22 protein-coding genes are annotated in these 20,163 nt (G+C 34.7%); 20 read left to right on the plus strand and 2 right to left on the minus strand.

Annotation, left to right across the window (positions count from 1 at the left end):
• Positions 1 to 17: 17 nt before the first annotated feature.
• The 6 genes from Q9B79_RS15630 to Q9B79_RS15655 all read left to right on the plus strand — a co-directional run bounded on the left by Q9B79_RS15630 (position 18) and on the right by Q9B79_RS15655 (position 7,286).
• Positions 18 to 695 carry an OmpA family protein gene (locus tag Q9B79_RS15630; protein ID WP_306185649.1) on the plus strand — a complete coding sequence of 226 codons (678 nt, stop codon included), beginning with the start codon at positions 18 to 20 and terminating at the stop codon, positions 693 to 695.
• A gap of 150 nt (positions 696 to 845) precedes the next feature.
• A complete protein-coding gene (locus Q9B79_RS15635; RefSeq protein WP_000940573.1) occupies positions 846 to 1,214 on the plus strand; it encodes a response regulator in 369 nt (122 codons plus the stop codon).
• Positions 1,215 to 1,343: 129 nt separating this feature from the next.
• On the plus strand, positions 1,344 to 3,356 hold the full coding sequence (locus Q9B79_RS15640) for a chemotaxis protein CheA (RefSeq protein ID WP_306185651.1): 2,013 nt from the start codon (positions 1,344 to 1,346) through the stop codon (positions 3,354 to 3,356).
• A gap of 188 nt (positions 3,357 to 3,544) precedes the next feature.
• The gene (locus Q9B79_RS15645) at positions 3,545 to 5,185 is read left to right on the plus strand and encodes a flagellar motor switch protein (RefSeq protein WP_306185653.1); all 1,641 of its coding nucleotides are present in this window, start codon (positions 3,545 to 3,547) and stop codon (positions 5,183 to 5,185) included.
• 16 nt (positions 5,186 to 5,201) lie between these two features.
• A complete protein-coding gene (locus tag Q9B79_RS15650) occupies positions 5,202 to 6,542 on the plus strand; it encodes a transglycosylase (protein ID WP_306185655.1) in 1,341 nt (446 codons plus the stop codon).
• A 27-nt stretch (positions 6,543 to 6,569) separates the two neighbouring features.
• Positions 6,570 to 7,286, plus strand: a complete 717-nt coding sequence (locus Q9B79_RS15655) for a hypothetical protein (protein ID WP_306185657.1) — start codon at positions 6,570 to 6,572, stop codon at positions 7,284 to 7,286.
• A 34-nt stretch (positions 7,287 to 7,320) separates the two neighbouring features.
• Here Q9B79_RS15655 and Q9B79_RS15660 read toward each other — a convergent pair whose 3' ends face one another.
• Together Q9B79_RS15660 and Q9B79_RS15665 are read right to left on the minus strand one after the other, a co-directional pair.
• On the minus strand, positions 7,321 to 8,103 hold the full coding sequence (locus Q9B79_RS15660; RefSeq protein ID WP_306185659.1) for a CheR family methyltransferase: 783 nt from the start codon (positions 8,101 to 8,103) through the stop codon (positions 7,321 to 7,323).
• A 39-nt stretch (positions 8,104 to 8,142) separates the two neighbouring features.
• Entirely contained in the window at positions 8,143 to 8,640 is a 498-nt protein-coding gene (locus Q9B79_RS15665; RefSeq protein ID WP_306185661.1) for a flagellar motor switch protein FliG, read from the minus strand.
• 143 nt (positions 8,641 to 8,783) lie between these two features.
• Between Q9B79_RS15665 and Q9B79_RS15670 the strand changes: the two genes are divergently transcribed.
• From Q9B79_RS15670 to Q9B79_RS15735, 14 genes are all read left to right on the plus strand, one after another.
• Positions 8,784 to 9,248 (plus strand): YaaR family protein, encoded by a 465-nt coding sequence (locus Q9B79_RS15670; RefSeq protein ID WP_000946323.1) that lies wholly within the window; start codon positions 8,784 to 8,786, stop codon positions 9,246 to 9,248.
• 16 nt (positions 9,249 to 9,264) lie between these two features.
• On the plus strand, positions 9,265 to 9,717 hold the full coding sequence (locus tag Q9B79_RS15675; RefSeq protein WP_306185665.1) for a hypothetical protein: 453 nt from the start codon (positions 9,265 to 9,267) through the stop codon (positions 9,715 to 9,717).
• A gap of 17 nt (positions 9,718 to 9,734) precedes the next feature.
• Positions 9,735 to 11,033 (plus strand): flagellar hook-associated protein FlgK, encoded by a 1,299-nt coding sequence (gene flgK / locus Q9B79_RS15680; RefSeq protein ID WP_306185667.1) that lies wholly within the window; start codon positions 9,735 to 9,737, stop codon positions 11,031 to 11,033.
• Positions 11,034 to 11,071: 38 nt separating this feature from the next.
• On the plus strand, positions 11,072 to 11,935 hold the full coding sequence (locus tag Q9B79_RS15685; protein ID WP_017560802.1) for a flagellar hook-associated protein 3: 864 nt from the start codon (positions 11,072 to 11,074) through the stop codon (positions 11,933 to 11,935).
• A 19-nt stretch (positions 11,936 to 11,954) separates the two neighbouring features.
• Complete coding sequence (locus Q9B79_RS15690) at positions 11,955 to 13,364, plus strand: flagellar hook-associated protein 2 (protein ID WP_306185670.1); 1,410 nt, start codon at positions 11,955 to 11,957, stop codon at positions 13,362 to 13,364.
• Positions 13,365 to 13,386: 22 nt separating this feature from the next.
• Complete coding sequence (locus Q9B79_RS15695) at positions 13,387 to 13,755, plus strand: flagellar export chaperone FliS (protein WP_001149522.1); 369 nt, start codon at positions 13,387 to 13,389, stop codon at positions 13,753 to 13,755.
• On the plus strand, positions 13,745 to 14,017 hold the full coding sequence (locus Q9B79_RS15700) for a flagellar biosynthesis protein FlgG (RefSeq protein WP_306185672.1): 273 nt from the start codon (positions 13,745 to 13,747) through the stop codon (positions 14,015 to 14,017). The genes Q9B79_RS15695 and Q9B79_RS15700 overlap by 11 nt, the downstream gene beginning before the upstream one ends.
• A gap of 368 nt (positions 14,018 to 14,385) precedes the next feature.
• A complete protein-coding gene (flgB, locus tag Q9B79_RS15705) occupies positions 14,386 to 14,802 on the plus strand; it encodes a flagellar basal body rod protein FlgB (RefSeq protein ID WP_372339548.1) in 417 nt (138 codons plus the stop codon).
• Between the two features lie 20 nt (positions 14,803 to 14,822).
• Positions 14,823 to 15,236 (plus strand): flagellar basal body rod protein FlgC, encoded by a 414-nt coding sequence (gene flgC / locus Q9B79_RS15710; RefSeq protein ID WP_000484684.1) that lies wholly within the window; start codon positions 14,823 to 14,825, stop codon positions 15,234 to 15,236.
• Positions 15,237 to 15,253: 17 nt separating this feature from the next.
• Positions 15,254 to 15,553, plus strand: a complete 300-nt coding sequence (gene fliE / locus Q9B79_RS15715) for a flagellar hook-basal body complex protein FliE (RefSeq protein WP_306185677.1) — start codon at positions 15,254 to 15,256, stop codon at positions 15,551 to 15,553.
• A gap of 22 nt (positions 15,554 to 15,575) precedes the next feature.
• Entirely contained in the window at positions 15,576 to 17,150 is a 1,575-nt protein-coding gene (fliF, locus tag Q9B79_RS15720) for a flagellar basal-body MS-ring/collar protein FliF (RefSeq protein ID WP_306185679.1), read from the plus strand.
• Positions 17,151 to 17,163: 13 nt separating this feature from the next.
• Positions 17,164 to 18,168, plus strand: coding sequence for a flagellar motor switch protein FliG (gene fliG / locus Q9B79_RS15725; RefSeq protein ID WP_061687656.1), 1,005 nt, complete (start codon positions 17,164 to 17,166; stop codon positions 18,166 to 18,168).
• Positions 18,155 to 18,838 carry a FliH/SctL family protein gene (locus Q9B79_RS15730; protein WP_000051729.1) on the plus strand — a complete coding sequence of 228 codons (684 nt, stop codon included), beginning with the start codon at positions 18,155 to 18,157 and terminating at the stop codon, positions 18,836 to 18,838. The genes fliG and Q9B79_RS15730 overlap by 14 nt, the downstream gene beginning before the upstream one ends.
• Entirely contained in the window at positions 18,835 to 20,139 is a 1,305-nt protein-coding gene (locus tag Q9B79_RS15735; RefSeq protein ID WP_306185683.1) for a flagellar protein export ATPase FliI, read from the plus strand. The genes Q9B79_RS15730 and Q9B79_RS15735 overlap by 4 nt, the downstream gene beginning before the upstream one ends.
• Positions 20,140 to 20,163: the final 24 nt, after the last annotated feature.

Below are 20,163 nucleotides of genomic sequence, written 5' to 3' on the forward strand. Positions count from 1 at the left end.
CAAGGAGTGGTATGGTGATGATAAAACGACCGCAAAAGGGATCGCCTCGTTGGATGACGACTTTTACAGATTTAACGATGTTATTATTAACTTTCTTTGTATTACTAGTTGCTACATCCAAGCAAGATACAGTAAAATTATCAAAGATGCTTGAAAAGTTTAGTGACGCGGAGCAAGTTGATGCAAAAGTAATGGAAAATACAATACCAGATATTTCACATGAAAAAAATGATGAAAAAATGGTCTCAAAAAAGCGAATGGATGACTTGTACAAAAAGTTAAAAGCATATGTAGATAATAACGGTATTAGTCAAGTAAATGTATATCGAGAAGAGACGGGAGTGAGCGTCGTTATAGTAGATAATTTAATCTTTGATACAGGTGATGCGAACGTTAAACCTGAAGCAAAAGAGATCATTAGTAAATTAGTCGGATTTTTTCAATCTGTACCAAACTCGATTGTAGTGGAAGGACATACAGATAGTAGACCAATTCATAACGACAAGTTCCCTTCCAATTGGGAATTATCTTCAGCAAGGGCAGCTAATATGATACATCACTTAATTGAAGTGTATAATGTGGAGGATAAAAGGTTAGCTGCGGTAGGATATGCAGACACAAAGCCAGTTGTACCAAATGATTCACCGCAAAATTGGGAAAAAAACCGTCGCGTCGTTATTTATATTAAAGAATAATATATTTTTATTTTAGTAATAAAATAATAAAAATACAGAAATTCTTTTAAAAAAATGTTAAATTTTATCGTTTTATTTTGTATAATGAGTGAGAATGATAAGGTGAAATATTAAGATATATTTATACATAGAAGGAGAGAAACAAATAGAATGGCACATAAAATTTTAGTTGTAGACGATGCAATGTTTATGCGAACGATGATTAAAAACCTATTAAAAAGTAATTCTGAATTTGAGGTTATCGGCGAAGCAGAGAATGGGATAGAAGCGATTCAAAAATATAAAGAACTTCAACCGGATATTGTAACATTAGATATTACTATGCCAGAAATGGACGGACTTGAAGCTTTAAAAGAAATTATGAAAATTGATTCAAGTGCAAAGGTTGTTATTTGTTCAGCAATGGGACAACAAGGTATGGTATTAGATGCAATTAAGGGTGGGGCAAAAGACTTTATTGTAAAGCCATTCCAAGCAGATCGCGTAATCGAAGCTTTAACAAAAGTAGCAAACAGCTAATATAGAAGGGGTGCCACAAGGAATCAAAACAGTGATAGCGGATAGATGTGTGGCCCCCTTTTTTCTCGCTTTAAAACACTAAATTGTTATACATAAATGAAATGTTTGTTAGACAGGTAGGGGATTAGAATGCAAACAGATCTATTAAATATATTTTTTGAAGAGTCGGAAGAACATTTACAGTCGCTAAATGAAAATGTGCTAATTTTAGAACAAAACCCTGCTGATATGGGTGTAGTAGGGGAGATATTCCGTTCAGCTCATACATTCAAAGGTATGTCTGCGAGTATGGAATTTACGGAAATGGCGGATTTAACGCATAAAATGGAAAACGTTTTAGATGAAATTCGCCATGGGAATATAGTAGTACATGCGGATATTATTGATGTGATTTTTGAGTGCATTGATAATTTAGAGAAAATGGTTGCAGATGTAAAACAAGGCGGAATGGGTAATATTGATGTAGTCTCAACGAAACATAAATTAGAAGCTTTATTGAACGGAAATATAGAAACTATTGCGGAACATGTAGAGCAAGAGTCTATAAACGAAGATGAGGCAGTTTCGCATGAAGTGCATATAACCGTTGAACAGCAAGCTATTTTAAAAGCAGTACGTGCCATTATGTGTATGGAAGCACTACAAAATATAGGTGATATACAAAAAACGATTCCTAGTATTGAAGAAATCGAAGCAGATGCTTTCGGATTTGAATTCACAGTATTTATGAATACGGATCGTAGTGTAGAAGAATTGAAACAGGTAGTGCTTCACGTTTCTGAAATTGAGAAAGTAGTAGTAAAACAAGGAGAATCTTTACAGAAAGTAGATTCGAAGGTTGCTATAGAAGAAGCTGTGCAAGTAGAAGAAATAAAACAACCAGCTGTAGTTACAAAGGCCGAGGCACCTATTGAAGTAGTGAAGCAGCCTGCAAGTGCTACACCAACTAAAAGCGCTGCAAAAACGAAAAATGCTAAAGGTGAGAATCGTTCCATTCGTGTTCATTTGGAGAAAATTGAACGATTAATGAACATGTTTGAGGAAAGTGTAATTGAACGTGGGCGTATTGATGAATTGGCACAAACGATTCAAAATAAGGAGTTAATTGAGCATTTAAATCGATTAGGAGATATTTCAAAAGATATTCAAAATGTACTATTAAATATGCGTATGGTACCGATAGAAACTGTTTTCAATCGATTCCCGCGTATGGTACGTATGTTAGCAAAAGATTTAGGGAAAAAAATCGATTTACAAATTACAGGTGAAGATACTGAAGTTGATAAAATTGTTATTGATGAAATCGGTGATCCACTCGTTCATTTAATTCGTAACGCAATTGATCATGGGATTGAAACTGTTGAACAACGTCGTGATGCAGGGAAAAATGAGACAGGTACGATTAAACTAGAAGCGTTTCATAGTGGAAATCATGTCGTTATTCAAATTACGGATGACGGAAATGGTATTCATAAAGAAAAAGTATTAGAAAAAGCAATTAACAATGGGGTTGTAACAGAATCTGAAGCAAATAAATTAACAGATCGTGAAGTGTTTGATCTCATTTTCCAACCGGGATTTAGTACTGCTGAGGTAGTATCAGATCTTTCAGGGCGCGGGGTTGGATTAGATGTTGTAAAACATACAATCCATAGTCTAGGTGGACATTTGATTATTGATTCAGAAGAAGGAAAAGGAAGTACATTTAGAATTGAACTTCCATTAACATTATCTATTATTCAATCGATGCTTGTTCAAACAAATGACACGCGCTATGCTCTACCTCTTGGTAACATTGTTGAAGCGATTCGAATTAAGAGAGAAGACATCCAATCCTTACAAGGAAAAGATGTGTTAAACTATCGTGATCAAATTATTGAAGTGAAGCATTTAAGTACTGTATTTGGTGAAAAAACAGTAGATGAGGCGTTTGAGTCATATGATAGTCAAATGGTTCCTGTGTTAATTGTTCGTAATACACATCGTAGCTATGGACTTATTGTAAACACAATTATCGGTCAAAGAGAAATAGTCTTAAAGTCATTAGGTGACTTCTTTGCAGAGAGTTCGAACTATTTCTCTGGTGCGACGATTCTCGGCGATGGACGAGTGGTCCTCATTTTAAACCCAGAAGGTTTATAATAGGAATGAAGGAAAGCTCCCCACTTGTAAACAATTGGGGAGCTTTTTGTTAACTATGCAAATATAAGAAAATTAATATATAAATGGAAATAAATGCATATTCACGATTGGTGTAGGAAGTTTGTTAAAATAGAATGAATTAAAGTGTATTCATTTGATAGAAAAACAAAAATGAGGAGGCAAGGAAAATGCCTGAGCAACATACAAAAGAGGATACGAGCACGATTATGCTAGAAAAAGAGAAGGAGCTTTTAACGCCTCAAGAATGTGATATTCTTGGCGAAATTGCAAATATATCATTTGGCTCAGCTTCGACAGTATTATCAACGATTTTAAATAGGCAAGTAAGTATAACTGCTCCTCATGTAGAGTTAGTGGATTTATATGATACAAGTGGTGTTGAAGTTCCTCATGTTGTATTAAACATTCATTTTACAAAAGGATTAGATATGGAAAACCTACTTGTCCTTCAGCAAGATGTTGCTTTATCGATTGCCGATTTAATGATGATGGGCACGGGTGAAGTGGAAGAGGGGAAAGAGCTTGGTGAATTAGAACTAAGTGCTGTACAAGAAGCGATGAACCAAATGATGGGATTTGCAGCGACGTCTATGTCGGAATTCTTCCAAGATACAGTAGACATGTCTCCGCCGACAATTAAAGTTGTAAAATTATCGGAAGAGATGGAGAAAATCTCTGAAATCGATGGGAATCATACGATTGTTAAAGTGTCGTTTGACCTTAAAATAGATAATCTTGTAAACTCTAAACTGGTACAAATTGTTTCAGTTGAACATGCGAAACAAATGATAAATAAATTAATGCAATTATCTGGTGAAGTAGAAGAGCAAGATGAACCAACAGATATAGTGGAAACTGAGATTGTAGAAGAACAAGTTGAAAAAGAGCATTTAACACAAGAAGAGAAAGATGTCCTTGGTGAAATTGCAAATATTTCAATTGGTTCCGCTTCAACAGTATTGTCAACGCTTTTAAATCAGCCAGTTACAATTAGTACACCAAATGTAGAAGCAATCAATGTTCGTCATTATGATGGAGTACCAGTCCCGTTTGTTATTTTAAATGTTGATTTTGTTGAAGGATTAAAGAATGAGAATGTATTCGTATTTACGAAAGATGTCGCTTTAACAATGGTAGATTTAATGATGATGGGAACGGGAGAGATTGATCCGGAGAAAGAGCTTAGTGAATTAGAGCTGAGCGGTATTAAAGAAATCATGAACCAAATGATGGGGCATGCTGCAACAGCGATGTCAGAAATGTTTAAAGAGAAGATGGACATGACGCCGCCAGACGTTAAATTTGTTACATTAAAAGAAGAGATGGAATATTTGGGAGAAGCGATGGAAGTGGACGAGCTTGTTCAAATTACGTTCAACCTTGAAATCGGCGACCTACTTCAATCAAAAATGTATCAAATTTTACCGATTTCTGAAGCGAAAGAAATGGTAAGACGACTGCTGTATCCAATGGTGGAAGCGGAAGAAGAGATTGCTGAGGAAGAAATGGAAGAAGAGGTTGTAGAACCGGTTGTACAACCTATTGAATTTAAAGAAGTAAAACAAATTGAGCCAGTATACATGGATACATCCATCCTAAAAAATGTAGAAATGAATGTGAAATTTGTATTTGGAAGTACAGTGAAAACGATTCAAGATATATTAAGTTTACAAGAAAATGAAGCCGTTGTATTAGATGAAGATATTGATGAACCAATTCGAATTTATGTAAATGATGTATTGGTGGCGTATGGTGAACTTGTAAATGTAGATGGATTTTTCGGAGTAAAAGTGACGAAATCACTATAAGGCGTTGAAATAGTAGATGAAAAGCATGAAGTTTTTTCTAATTTGCTGGCTATGCATATATGTGTGCTTGCTCTTCCCGTTGCAAAGTCAGGCGGAAGAGCAAATTGAGCCAGGTCAAAATATAAATGAAGTGAATGGGCAAGAAGAAATGAAAGAAGCTCAAGAACAGCCAGAACAAGTGGAAATGAAGCAAGGTAACGAGAAACAACAAGAAGTAAAAAGTGAACAAAAAACCGAAAAAAAGATAGAGACCGATCAAGGGATTATTACAATAAATAAGTCAGAATTACAGGTTGGCGAAGAAGTGCGGATTATTGTAGAGCCAAAAGAGAAAAATATTCAAAGTATAAAAGGTATGTTGCAGTTACCAAAAAACAGCGATTTGTATGAGCAAGAAAGAATAATATCTTTTGACTATGAAGAAGAAACGAAGCGATGGATTGCTAACTACAAGGTCGGGACTTTTGATTTACAAGGTGATTGGAACCTTCAGCTCGTTCAAAGTTACAAAGAAAATGAGAAAGAAGAGCTCGTAGAAAATGAAGTGAAAGTCCCACTTATTCATATAAATAATGAAACACCGACTATAGATAAAGAATTGCCGAAGTTACATAAAGTTACTATTGATGAAGCGAAAGAGAAGTTAATTGAACGGAAACAAGGCGATTCTATACGTGTGCGAGTGAAGGCGGCAGACAAAGAATCGGTTGTGAAAGAAGTTCGTGTTACATTAAAAGGAAAAGAAAATAAAGAGATTACCTTTTTATTAGATTACAATAAGCGAGATATGGATTGGCAAAAAGTATTTGAAATAACGGATGCGTTGCCAATTGGGACATACGAAATACTTGTAGAGATAGTGGATGCGGCCGCCAATAAACTGGCTGAGGAAAGTGAGTATATCGTTTCTGTTTTGGAGCAAAAAACAGAAGAGGATAAAAAGGTAGAAGAACGAGAGAATGAAGACAAATTAGAAGATAAGAAAGAAATTGCGAAGCAGGAAGACTCGAAAGTAGAAATCCCGCTTTCAGAAGAAAAACCGCCAGTTGTTCAAATGCCGAAAAAAGAAGAGAAAGTAAACGATCTTATAAAAGAACCATTGAAAGAGAACGAAAAAATTACTTATGTTATAAAAGAGCCTCTCACAGACAACAAGGAAGTAAATAATACGAAGGCTCAAAAAGGTAAAGATAATAACAATCAAGTCATTTCGAAAAAGAAAGAAAAAACAGAAGAGCCAGAAGATAAGAAAGAAGTTAAAAGTGACCATGGAATACAAGCTTCTAATGTATTTGCTATCATGTCAGGTTTATTCGTATTGTTTTTAGTTTTAAAAAGTAATAAAGAATGGGGCTAATAATTTCATAGTAGTGGAGGCGCTTAGATGGAGATTAAACGTACGACAATTGAAAATAAGACGCTACAACCATTAAAACAGCCTGCAGCAATTTCAGAACATGAAATCCAGAAAGAACGAAAGTATAGTAATCTAGTGTTTACTGGACAGTCTAAGATTATTTCGAAAAATAATGAAATAGGGATTTTACTTGCGAGTTTAGGTGATGGAAAGATTATGAAGGAAATGCTTTCTAAAGAGATGGATACAGTATTACAACTCTTTAAAAAGTTACATACGTTATCTGGAGAAGGAAAGCAAACAGAAAAAATATTTGAACAAGTAATGAGAAGCTTGCAAGGGCTTGTGAAACAGGCACATATAAAAGAGCTTCCTTTGTTAGATGGAACGTATGATTTTGCTGAAGTACAACTATCATTTGGTAGAAAGGTACATATTCCGTTATTAGATGTAAGTGCACTTATCTCTAGAGTGGAAAGTGATTCTTCAGAAGGAAATATAAATTTAATGGTAACAGTTATTACTGCGTATATAACGAAATTGTCTAACGAAACCATTTTAATTAGCGTTACAGATCGCACGGTTAAAGAGCGGGATGCAAGTGTATGGAGAGCACTTGCAGAAATGAATATGACGCAATTATCGCAGGCGTTGAAACAAACGATGCAAGAACATAAATGGTCAATGACGTTTCTTTTTCTCTTTATATGGATTGTTTGTATTATTTTAATTCGAGTTATATAAAAAAGGTCGTCACATTACATTGTGACGACCTCTTTTATATTTTTTCGTAAAAGAATGTATCAAAGCGCTGAAGATTGAAACGTTCAGGTGTTAAGATTTGTTCTGTGCTACCAACAAATAGTACACCGCCTTTTCGTAAAGAGCGGCTAAACTTTTCATATAGTTTAACTCTTGCTTCTTCTGTGAAGTAGATCATTACATTACGGCAAATAATTAGATCGTAATTTGTATCAAACGACTGCATTAACAGGTCATGTTGTTTGAACGTGACGTTTTGCTTAATGTTTTGATGCAGTGAGTACATATCATCCTCTTTTGTGAAATGACGCTCTTTCAAATCGCTCGGTAATTCTTTTAGAGATCGCTCCGTATATTGGCCGCGTTTTGCAGTCTCTAAAATATGAAAATCAAGATCCGTTGCTAATATTTCATAGCGAAATGGAGATAAATGTTTTGATAAAATTAAAGAGAGTGTATATGGTTCTTCACCTGCAGCGCAAGCGGCACTCCATACTTTTAAGTTTCCGTTATTTTGTGCTAGTAATTTTGGTAATGCTTTCGTTTCTAGCGTTTGCCAACGTTCTTTATTTCTAAAAAACTCTGAAACGTTAATTGTAATATAGTCAATAAAACTTAAAAATAAGTTTTGATCGACACGTAAAGTATTTAAAAAAGTAGTGTAGTTTTCAAAACCTTTTCTTGAAATAAAAGCATCGATTCTACGTCGCATTCTATCTTGTTTATACGCAGCGATGTCCATATTGAATTGTTGTTTAAAACTCGCGACAAAGTGATCATAATCTTGTTCAATTATCATATTTACAATGGGCACAATAATGATATTGTGCTGCCCCCTTTACATCATACGAATTTTTTGTTCAAAGCTTTTTTTCATTTGCTTTTCATGTAAGCCTGGTAGGTCATAAATGACAGCATCAATCCCGGCTTCTTTTGCAATATCAACGGGAATGACAGATGTATGTTTGTCTCCGTTATAAAAACAGAGAACTAAATCGGTATCTTCAATAATTTGTTTTACAAAAAACATATAATCTGATCGGTAAATAGAGTCGGAAGGATGATCAAAAGCAACATACTCGGCTCCGTGTGTTTTTAAATAATCAACGATTTCCTGAAATTCATCTGTTACTGCTTGTAATGGTTGTAGCGTGTAAAAGCATAAATTTTGAGCGAGTCGTTCGTTTTCGACGAAAAAACGAAGTACCTCATTTTCAATAGATTTATAACATAATATGTAAATTTTATGTTTGTGAGCATAGTCAGTTAGAAATTTTTTAATTTCTTCTTGATCTAATGCTGTTAATTGATTTGAACCACAAAGGAAAATATTCATAGAATTGTGCCACCTCATGCTAAATTGTAACATATCTTCTATAAAAAATAACTGCAAAATATTAGTGTTCAGAGTATAATTATAAATAACTAGATTTTACGATTAACTTTAGGAAGAAATAAAAAAATAAATAGGTGATATATATGCTACGTTCTATCTCGCATAATCCAATTTTATCGCATATACCGCCTGCTACTCAAATGCCGAAAGAAGCAAACGTCAGGACAGGACTTGCATTTTCGGATAATTTGCATGCAGATCCGAAAAAAGATAAATTGTTAGAACAAATGGAAGCGTTTGTTGATAATATTGGAGAAATTAAAGAAAAAATTGAAATGGAATTAACACTCGATAACGTAATGGAATACAAAAATACGGTAAAATCATTTTTGAATTTTTATGTTGATAATGTATTGCAATATAAAGATGTCATGTCTCGCCATCCACGTTATGGATATTCACAAAAAATGACGATTGTGAAGCAAGCAGAAATGGGATTGAATGAGTTAGAAGATGTTATGAATTTAATTAATACAAAAACGGGACATTTAGAAATGTTAAATCAAATTGGAGAGATCCACGGTTTAATTGTAAATTTAGTCTTGTAAAAGGGAAGGAAGCTATATGTACATACAATTATATGAAAAGCTCGTTATTATTCAAAAAGCATATGAAAACATTCAAACGCTCGGTGAACAAATATATGAGAATTTAAAAAATAAAAATGTAAATGCAGTTCAAAAGTTACAAGTTGAGCAATTGCAGTACATTGATGGTTTAAAGCAATTATCAAGCTCATTTGAAGAAATGGTTGTTCAGTTTTGTAAAGAACAGGGAGTGGAATCATTTCGCGTAAGTGCGTTATTTTCGTATTTCTCTCAAGAAGAAATTGAAAAAATGGAAACATTACAAAAAAACTTAACAGAATTAGAAGAGAATGTAAAAATGACTCTTTTAAAAAATCAATATTACTTAAACGTACTATTAAAAACTACAGAAAGTATTGTGGATTCCGTTTCTGAATATAATTTAGAACGAAACAATAATTCGCAAATCTTTATGAACGAACTATTGTAAAGGGGAAGTGAAATATTATGAGATTATCTGATTATAATACCCCGTTATCGGGTATGTTAGCGGCACAAATGGGATTACAAACGACGAAACAAAACTTATCAAACATTCATACACCGGGCTATGTACGGCAAGCAGTGAATTTCGGATCTGCTGGAGCAAGTAATGGGCATACGCCAGGGCAGCGAATTGGTTATGGTGTACAAACGTTAGGTGTGGATCGCATTACAGATGAAGTGAAGACGAGACAGTTTAACGACCAATTATCTCAGGTTGCTTACTATAATTATAAGAATTCGGTTTTATCACGAGTAGAGTCTATGGTAGGAACGACAGGCAAAAACTCACTATCTAGTTTAATGGATGGATTCTTTAATGCTTTTCGAGAAGTGGCGAAAAATCCAGATCAATCAAACTATTATGATACGCTAATTTCTGAAACTGGGAAGTTTACAAGTCAGGTAAATAAACTTGCGAAAAATTTAGATTCAGTAGAAGCACAGACGACAGAAGATATTGAAGCGCATGTCAATGAATTTAATCGTCTTGCTGACAGTTTAGCAGAAGCAAATAAAAAAATTGGACAAGCTGGTACACAAGTACCGAATCAACTTTTAGACGAACGTGACCGTATCGTTACCGAAATGTCAAAGTACGCTAATATAGAAGTATCTTATGAATCTATGAATCCTAATATCGCAAGTGTTAGAATGAATGGCGTTTTAACAGTAAATGGACAAGATACATATCCACTCCAATTAAATAAAACGAAAGAACCAATGTCTGTTGAAATTTACGGTTCGGAAATTCCTTTAACTAGTGGTGCAATAAAATCAGCAATCGATATGAAAGGACAGATTGCTAGTTATAAGAAAAATCTTGAAGACTTAATGAGTTCAGTGAAAAATCAAGTAAATACAGTGATGGGAAAAGATTTCTTCGTTGGAGATTATGCAAAAGAGTTGAAATTAAATCCGGAATTCGTGAATGATTTTTCGAAAATGAAAATATCTGCTGAAACTGCAAATAAACTGGCAGGAATTACAGATGACGATTATAAAGATGGTCTTTCATACAAAAAAGCATTGGACCAATTTATAGTTAAAGTAGCATCTGATAAAAGTGAAGTGAATGGTTATCAAAAAATTCATGGAGATTTATTAGAAGGTATTCAGCAAGAAAAGATGAGTATTGAAGGCGTGAATATGGAAGAGGAAATGGTTAATTTAATGGCCTTCCAAAAATACTTCGTAGCAAACTCTAAAGCTATTACTACAATGAATGAAGTATTTGATAGTCTGTTTTCGATTATCCGATAAATAGTAATTGATTGAAAATAAATAAGGAGGAGATAGAAATGAGAGTATCTACATTTCAAAATGCAAACTGGGCAAAGAATCAGTTAATGGATTTAAATGTGCAACAACAATATCATCGAAATCAAGTAACTTCAGGGAAGAAAAATCTTCTTATGAGTGAAGACCCACTTGCAGCAAGTAAATCATTCGCGATTCAACACTCGTTGGCGAATATTGAACAAATGCAAAAAGACATAGCGGATTCTAAAAATGTGCTAAGTCAGACAGAAAATACATTGTCAGGTATTGTGAAGTCTTTAACGAGAGCGGATCAATTAACAATACAAGCATTAAATGGACCAAATGGTGAAAAAGAATTAAAGGCAATCGGTGCCGAAATCGATCAAATTTTAAAACAAGTTGTATATTTAGCGAATACGAAAGAGCAAGGTCGTTATCTTTTTGGTGGAGATAGTGCAGAGAAACCTCCATTTGCAGATGATGGAACATACCAAGGTGGCGAAAAAGATGTAATGTGGAAGCTAAATGATGGTTATGAAATTAAAGCTTTTCGTAATGGCGAGAACTTATTAACCCCTGTTATTCAAACGTTAGTCAAGATGAAAGATGCGATGCAAAGTGGTGATCAAAAGGCATTGCAACCGATTTTAACGGAAAATAAGAAAAACTTGGATAGTGTTATTAATCGTACAACAGAAGTGGGAGCAACGATGAACACTGTAGATACGTTTAAGACCATTTTAAGTGAGCAAAATCTAGCACTTCAAGAAAACCGCAAAGAAATTGAAGATGTTGATTTAGCAGTAGCAATTTCTGACTTGGCGTATATTAATGCGACGTATGAAGCGACACTTAAAGCCGTTAGCACGATGAGTAAAACGAGTATTTTAGACTACATGTAAAGAATAAGGAGTGAGAAATATGGCAGGAACGATAACAGGTATTGGCGGTAGACAACAGATTTGGAACCTTGGAAATAATATGATCGATACTTCTAACTTCGTTGAATTAGAAATGAATGCGTTAGATATGAGAAAAACACCTTATACAAATGAAAAGAATAGCCTTTCACAAGATAAACTTTTATATACAAGTTTGAAATCAGAATTCAGTTCTTTCACGCAAACATTTAAAAATTTAGCGGCTTTTAAAGGAAATGAGAAAAAGGTAACAACATCACAAGACGGTTATATTAATGTCAAAGCTGATGGTGGGGCTATTGCAGGAACTTTTAATATGACGATTACACAGCTTGCACAGCGACATCAAATAGCTTCTAATAAAATTGACGATATAGATGCAAAGTTGAATAGAGATGAGACGTTAAAACTAGGTGGTAAAGAACTAAAAATAACATCTGATATGACATATAAAGATTTAATTAATAAAATTAATGATGGAGATTACGGCGTATCAGCTTATACACTTGGAAATAAAATTTTCATGACCTCAAAAAAAGAGGGAGAAGATGGAGTAATTAATTTTAAGGACAATACATCTACATTGTTTAAAGATATAGGGTTAGCTAATGAGGATGGTACAGCACGCAATATAATAAATAAAGCGCAAAATGCTGAATATACGATTAACGGGATTACAGGTAGCAGCTCTACCAATACAATTGAAGCCCTTCCAGGTGTGAAAATTGAATTATTAAAAGTAACTGAGCAAAAAGTAGAAGAAAGGCCAGTGGAAAATCCGGACGGAGAAAGTACAGAGGTTGATCCAAAGACAACAGAGGCGAAAGCAAAAGGGATAGAACTGAAGTTTACAGTAAGTGATTCAAACGTAACGGATGCAGCAAATGTTATTAAAAAGATGGTTGCAGATTATAATAAAGCTGTTTCTACAGTAGATATCTTTGCTGGTAAAGGTGGGGCTTTCCAAGGTCAAGCTATTATGCAAAGTGTACGCCAAGCGATGAATAATGTCGTTACATTTTCTCAAGATGGTAATTATTTATTCTCATTTGGTATTCAATTAAAGCAAGATGGAACGATGGAAGTTAATGATGAAGCATTAACGAAAGCGTTAAAAGAGAAGCCGGATGCAGCGAAGCAATTTTTCTTTAGTTCTAACGGCTTAGGAAAAATGATGGAAGAACCACTTGATAAATTATTTGGTGATAAAGGTGTAGTTGGAGAACGCGTGAAGAACATCGATTCACGTGTAAGTGATTTAGATAAAAAGATTAAAGATATTGAAGCACAAAACTTGCAAAAACAAGATGAAATCGTGAAGAAATATCAAAAGCTAGAAAGTACATTAGCGGCGCTAGATAGCCAACTAAAAACAATTAAAGCAATGACAAAACAAAAAAGTGATGATTAATGAAAGTTGAGGAAGTGATCGTATGCAAGCATGGCAACGTTATATGCAAAATGATATTATGACGAGTAATCCGATTAAAAATACAATTTTTATTTATGAAAGATGCATTGTAGAGTTTCGTAATTTAGAAGAGTTATTACATACTTTCAAACTACAAGAAGGTGATGCACTTCTTGAAAAGTTAGAACGTATTTTTGAAGAATTGAAGCTTCAATTAAACCCTGAGATTACGAAAGATTTATATGATAGTCTTTATGGTTTATATGATTGGATTAGCGTTCAAATTCAAACAATGAAAGTAACACGTGAAGCGAAAGATATTGATGCGATTGTGAAAGTGTTACAAGATTTAATTGACGGTTACCGCGGAGCACTTGAAAATGAACAATGATATTTATCGAGCATTTGTCGGCTGTTTTAATGAAATCGGTGAATTGCAAGTGTCAGATGGAGAATTTGCTGAGAAGAGCGCAATGTTAAATCGCTGGATGATGACATTGGATGAGGAAATGCGCGCGCAAGTTGCGGCAGAAGTAAGCCCATTTATTATTAAGGCAGCGCAGCATATTCGAGATAAGCAAAAGATTTTGGAAGAAATGATTATGACAAATGATGGGCGAATGAAGGCAAATTCATTTTACGGTAAATATTAATAATAAAGTGTGGAAACGGATCTCCTTTTTTAAAGGGGATCCATTCCCACGTGTAAATAAAGAGTTCCGCTGGTTGAGGTTTCATTTTATGACTGTAAAAAACAGGAGTAATCTAAATAATAAAAAAATAAGATTCGGCTAGTCGTAAATAGATTGAAATGTTATATAGATTACTACACGTGTACAGTTTTTTTATATTCTTTTTATATTTTTGTATTTTTCTAAAGACAACAATGTAAAAATGGAATAAAATATGTAAGGGTACATAATAGTTAATATTTTAATAAATACATATAAGAAATTAAATAATGAAGTGAAACTTCCATCAGTGGATTATGATGTTCAAAATGGTAAGTTAAAAAGGAAGGGTGTGGAGTATGCCAGATTTAGTGAGTGATGTAAGCCATTATATGAATTATTTAGTGACGAAACGAAATACTGTTTCTAGTAATATTGCAAATGCGAATACACCTGGCTATAAAGCACAAGATGTGACATTTGCTGAACAAATGAATAAAAGTAGTGCATTATATAAGAGCAATGCGGCGGATTTAAAAAGTAATCCAGATTTATATCAAACAAATGAAATGCACTTACCGACAGTAAATACGAAAAATACTTATGCAAAGATTCACACGAAATCAATGCAAACGAATAAAGATGGAAATAGTGTGGATGTAACGACAGAAATGCTAGATTTAATGAAAGCGAATCAATTATATGGTATTTCAATTAACGCAATTAATACACAATATGCGATTAACCAAGCAGCACGCGGACGTTAATAGTAGAAGGAGAGACAACGATGTTTCAGGCAATTAATGCAAGTGGATCAGGATTAACGACAGCGAGAAAATGGATGGAAGTTACTTCAAATAATATTGTAAATGCAAATACAACGGCAGCTCCGGGGGCAAATTTATATGAGCGCCGTAGTGTAGTACTTGAATCAAATAATAGTTTTGCCAATATGTTAGACAGTGCACCGACTAACGGAGTGAAAATAAAAAGTATTGAAGCAGACAAAACTGAGAACTTAGTGTATGATCCGACGCATCCGCATGCAAATGAAGAAGGATATGTACGTTATCCGAATGTGGATGTGACTGCTGAAATGACGAATGTAATGGTCGCTCAAAAAATGTACGAAGCAAATACAAGTGTATTAAATGCGAATAAAAAAATGCTTGATAAAGATTTAGAAATTGGCCGAGGATAAAGGGGGAATATGGGAAGATGAAAATCCAACCAATGTTACATACACAGCCATTTGGCACGATTCAGTCAATTGGTGCACCGAAAACTTCAGAAAAACCTGTAGTCGAGGGGAAGAAGTTTATTGATTTATTGGAAGATATGAATCAAACACAAAACAATGCGCAAACAGCAGTATATGATTTACTAACAAAAGGGGTAGGAGAAACACATGACGTTTTAATTCAGCAAAAGAAAGCTGAGTCTCAAATGAAAACGGCTGCTCTTGTACGTGATAACCTTATTGAAAACTATAAGTCATTAATTAATATGCAAATTTAGGAAAATGGACGGGTGTGTTTAAATGGAAAAGTTAAAAAATGTTTTCCAATCGTTAAAAACGTGGCATAAGTTAGTCATTGGTGCTGCGCTTTTAGCAATTGTAACAGGAGCACTTTTATACTTCACCTTGCCAGATAAATATGTTGTTGTATATCAAAATTTAAATGATGCAGACAAGCAAGAGATTACAGCAGAATTATCGAAGCTAGGTGTCGATTACCAATTAGCAACCGATGGTTCGATTCGTGTGCAGAAGAATGATGCTCCATGGGTTCGAAAAGAAATGAATGGAATGGGTTTACCGTTTAATTCAAAAAGCGGTGAGGAAATTTTATTAGAAAGCTCGCTCGGTTCAAGTGAGCAAGATAAAAAAATGAAGCAAATTGTCGGTACGAAAAAGCAATTAGAGCAAGATATTGTAAGGAACTTTGCGGCGATAGAAACGGCAAATGTTCAAATTACATTACCTGAAAAAGAGACAATTTTTGATGAAGAGAAAGCAAAGGGAACAGCAGCAATTACAGTTGGTGTGAAACGTGGTCAACTATTAACGGCTGATCAAGTTGCGGGTGTACAGCAAATGATTAGTGCAGCAGTTCCTGGTGTAAAAGCCGAAGAAGTGAGTGTTATAGATAGCAAAAAAGGTGTTATCTCAAAAGGAGCAGATGAAGCACATTCTAATAGTTCCTCTTCTTATGATAAAGAAGTAGAGATGCAACACCAAATTGAAGGTAAATTAAAGCAAGATATCGATGCAACGTTAATGACGATGTTTAAGCCGAATGAATATAAAGTAAATACGAAAGTATCTGTAAACTACGATGAAGTTACACGTCAGTCAGAAAAGTATGGTGATAAAGGTGTACTTCGTAGTAAACAAGAGCAAGAGGAAAGCTCTACTGCGCAAGAAGGTGCAGATACGAAGCAAGGTGCTGGTATTACAGCGAACGGTGAAGTGCCAAACTACGGTACGAACAATAATCAAAATGGAAAAATCGTCTACGATAATAAAAATGGTAACAAAATCGAAAACTATGAAATAGATAAAACAGTTGAGACGATTAAGAAACATCCAGAGTTAACGAAAACAAATGTTGTTGTATGGGTAGATAACGATACGTTAGTAAAACGAAGAATTGATATGACAACTTTCAAAGAAGCAATCGGTACAGCAGCTGGACTGCAAGCTGATCCAAATGGCAACTTTACAAATGGTCAAGTGAATGTTGTAACTGTTCAGTTTGATCAGCCGAAAGAAGAGAAGCCGAAAGAACGAGAAGAAAGTGGTATGAACTGGTGGTTAATTGGTGGTATTACAGGTGGCTTGTTAGCGATCATTGGTCTAATATGGTTCTTCTTAGCTCGCCGTAAGAGAAAGAAAGAAGAAGAGGAATATGAAGAATACTTAGCAGAAGATGAAGTTGCTGCAAGTAGTGAAAGTATTATGGAAATTCCGGAAGAGAAAATAGTACCAGAGCCAAAACCTGAACCAGAAGAACCGAAAGAACCGACGTTAGATGAACAAGTGCAGGATGCTACGAAAGAACATGTAGAAGGTACTGCAAAGGTAATTAAAAAATGGTTAAACGGACAGTAAGGGAGGAACAACGATGTTAGATGAAATCTCCTCCAAAGAAAAAGCTGCCATCCTTATTCGTACATTAGATGAAGAGGTGGCAGCAAAAGTCATTGAATATATGACAGCTGAGGAAAAAGAAGTATTACTTCGCGAAATCGCGAAGTTTCGTGTATATAAACCAGAAACGTTAGAGAATGTACTAGGGGAATTCTTATATGAACTAAATGTAAAAGAATTGAACTTAGTCACTCCAGATAAAGAGTACATTCGTCGCATATTTAAAAATATGCCAGAAGACGAACTGGAAAAATTATTGGAAGACCTTTGGTATAACAAAGATAATCCATTTGAATTCTTAAATTCACTTACAGATTTAGAGCCACTTCTTACAGTGCTTAATGATGAATCACCACAAACAATTGCAATTATCGCTTCTTACATTAAACCGCAGCTTGCTTCTCAACTAATTGAGAGATTGCCAGACCATAAGCGAGTAGAAACGGTAATGGGTATTGCGAAGCTAGAACAAGTTGACGGTGAACTCATTAATCAAATCGGTGAGCTATTAAAAGCGAAATTAAATAATATGGCATTTAGTGCAATCAATAAAACAGACGGCTTAAAAACAATCGTGAACATTTTAAATAACGTTTCACGAGGCGTTGAAAAAACAGTCTTTCAAAAGCTGGATGAAGTTGATTATGAGTTATCTGAGAGAATTAAAGAAAATATGTTTGTCTTTGAAGACTTACTCGGTCTTGAAGATCTTGCGCTTCGCCGTGTGTTAGAGGAAATTACAGATAACGGTGTCATTGCAAAAGCGCTTAAAATTGCAAAAGAAGAAATTAAAGAAAAATTATTTACATGTATGTCTTCAAACCGTAAAGAGATGATTCTGGAAGAATTAGATGGCTTAGGGCCACTTAAGATGACAGATGCTGAGAAAGCACAGCAAACAATTACAGGTGCGGTGAAAAAGCTAGAGAAAGAAGGAAGAATTATCGTTCAAAGAGGTGAAGATGATGTCCTTATTTAAGAACAGAATTCCGAAGAATTCTGTTTCTTTTTCTGAAGAAACGTATGAATTACAATTTCCAAAACCGATACAAGCTCACGTAGAAGAAATACAAGTAGATCAAGAAGAACTTCTTGCGCAGCAACAATCGTTACACGTTGAACTAAATCAACTAAGACAAGAAAAGCAAATGTTAGAACGAGAGCGTCAGCAGTTATTACATGATCAAGAACAATTTCAAATGCATGTTCAGCAGCAGATGAAAGAGATAGAATCGGCACATATGCAGTTTCAAAAAGAGCAACAAGAAACAGCATACGAATGGACAGAATTATTATGGGATCAATCTTTTCAACTAGCAGAAAAAATTGTGAATCAAGCAGTAGATGCTAGATTACTTGATGTGTTACCTATATTAACCGGCATCGTGCAAACATTGCCTACTTCGTTTGAAAAACTAGTTATTACCGTACATCCAGAAACGTTTGAACGTATTCAAGAAGAGAAGGAAAATACGAAAGAGTATTGGTTACTACAATTAGTAGAGTGGAAATATGATTTTTCCTTACAGTTCGGTGAATTTGTTCTAGAAGAAGAGAAAGAGTTCTTTGAATTTAAATTTGCACCTATATTCGCGAAACTTCGTCAGAAATGGGAAGAAGAGAAGTTATTTGAGGAGCAAAATGTATGAATCGACTGTTAATGAATGAAAACCAAAAGTGGAATACATTTATTGAAACACCGTTTTATACGAAAGTCGGTAAAGTTCATAGTGTGCAAGAGCAGTTTTTTGTAGCGAAAGGACCAAAGGCGAAAATCGGTGATGTTTGTCTCGTTGGAGAGCATAATGTCTTATGTGAAGTAATTGCAATTGAAAAAGAAAACAATATGTTACTCCCGTTCGAACAGACAGAAAAAGTATGTTACGGAGATGCAGTGACATTAATTGCAGAAGATGTTGTTATCCCTCGTGGCAATCATTTACTCGGAAAAGTGTTAAGTGCAAATGGTGAAGTGTTAAATGAAAAAGCTGAAAATATTCCGCTGCAAAAAATAAAGTTGGATGCTCCGCCTATTCATGCATTCGAGCGTGAAGAGATTACTGATGTATTTGAAACGGGAATTAAATCTATTGACTCTATGCTAACAATTGGAATTGGTCAAAAGATTGGTATTTTCGCTGGATCAGGTGTTGGGAAATCTACTTTACTCGGAATGATTGCGAAAAACGCAAAAGCGGATATAAACGTTATTAGTTTGGTAGGAGAACGTGGCCGAGAAGTAAAAGACTTTATTCGAAAAGAATTAGGCGAGGAAGGTATGAAGAAAAGCATCGTTGTCGTGGCGACATCAGATGAAAGCCACCTTATGCAACTTCGCGCAGCTAAGCTTGCAACATCTATTGCTGAATACTTCCGAGACCAAGGCAATAACGTACTACTTATGATGGACTCTGTTACTCGTTTTGCTGACGCGCGTAGAAGTGTTGATATTGCTGTTAAAGAGTTACCGATTGGTGGTAAAACACTTTTAATGGAAAGTTATATGAAGAAGCTGTTAGAGCGCTCTGGGAAAACAAAGAAGGGATCTATAACAGGTATTTATACTGTACTCGTTGATGGAGACGATTTAAACGGCCCTGTACCAGATTTAGCACGCGGTATTTTAGATGGACATATTGTATTAAAACGTGAACTTGCAACGCTCAGCCATTACCCTGCTATTTCAGTACTAGATTCAGTAAGTAGGATTATGGAAGAAATCGTATCACCAACTCATTGGCAATTGGCAAATGAAATGAGGAAAATATTATCTATTTATAAAGAAAATGAATTGTATTTCAAATTAGGAACGATTCAAGAAAATGAAGAAAATGCTTATATTTTTAAATGTAAAAATAAAGTAGAAGGTATAAATACATTTTTAAAACAAGGTCGATCTGATAGTTTCCAATTTACCGATATTGTTGAAGCGATGCACCATATAGTATAAGACCTTGCGCTCAGCAGGTCTTAT

Origin of the sequence: Bacillus sp. MHSD_36, assembly GCF_030757775.1 — a bacterium.
In the GTDB taxonomy this organism is placed as follows: domain Bacteria; phylum Bacillota; class Bacilli; order Bacillales; family Bacillaceae_G; genus Bacillus_A.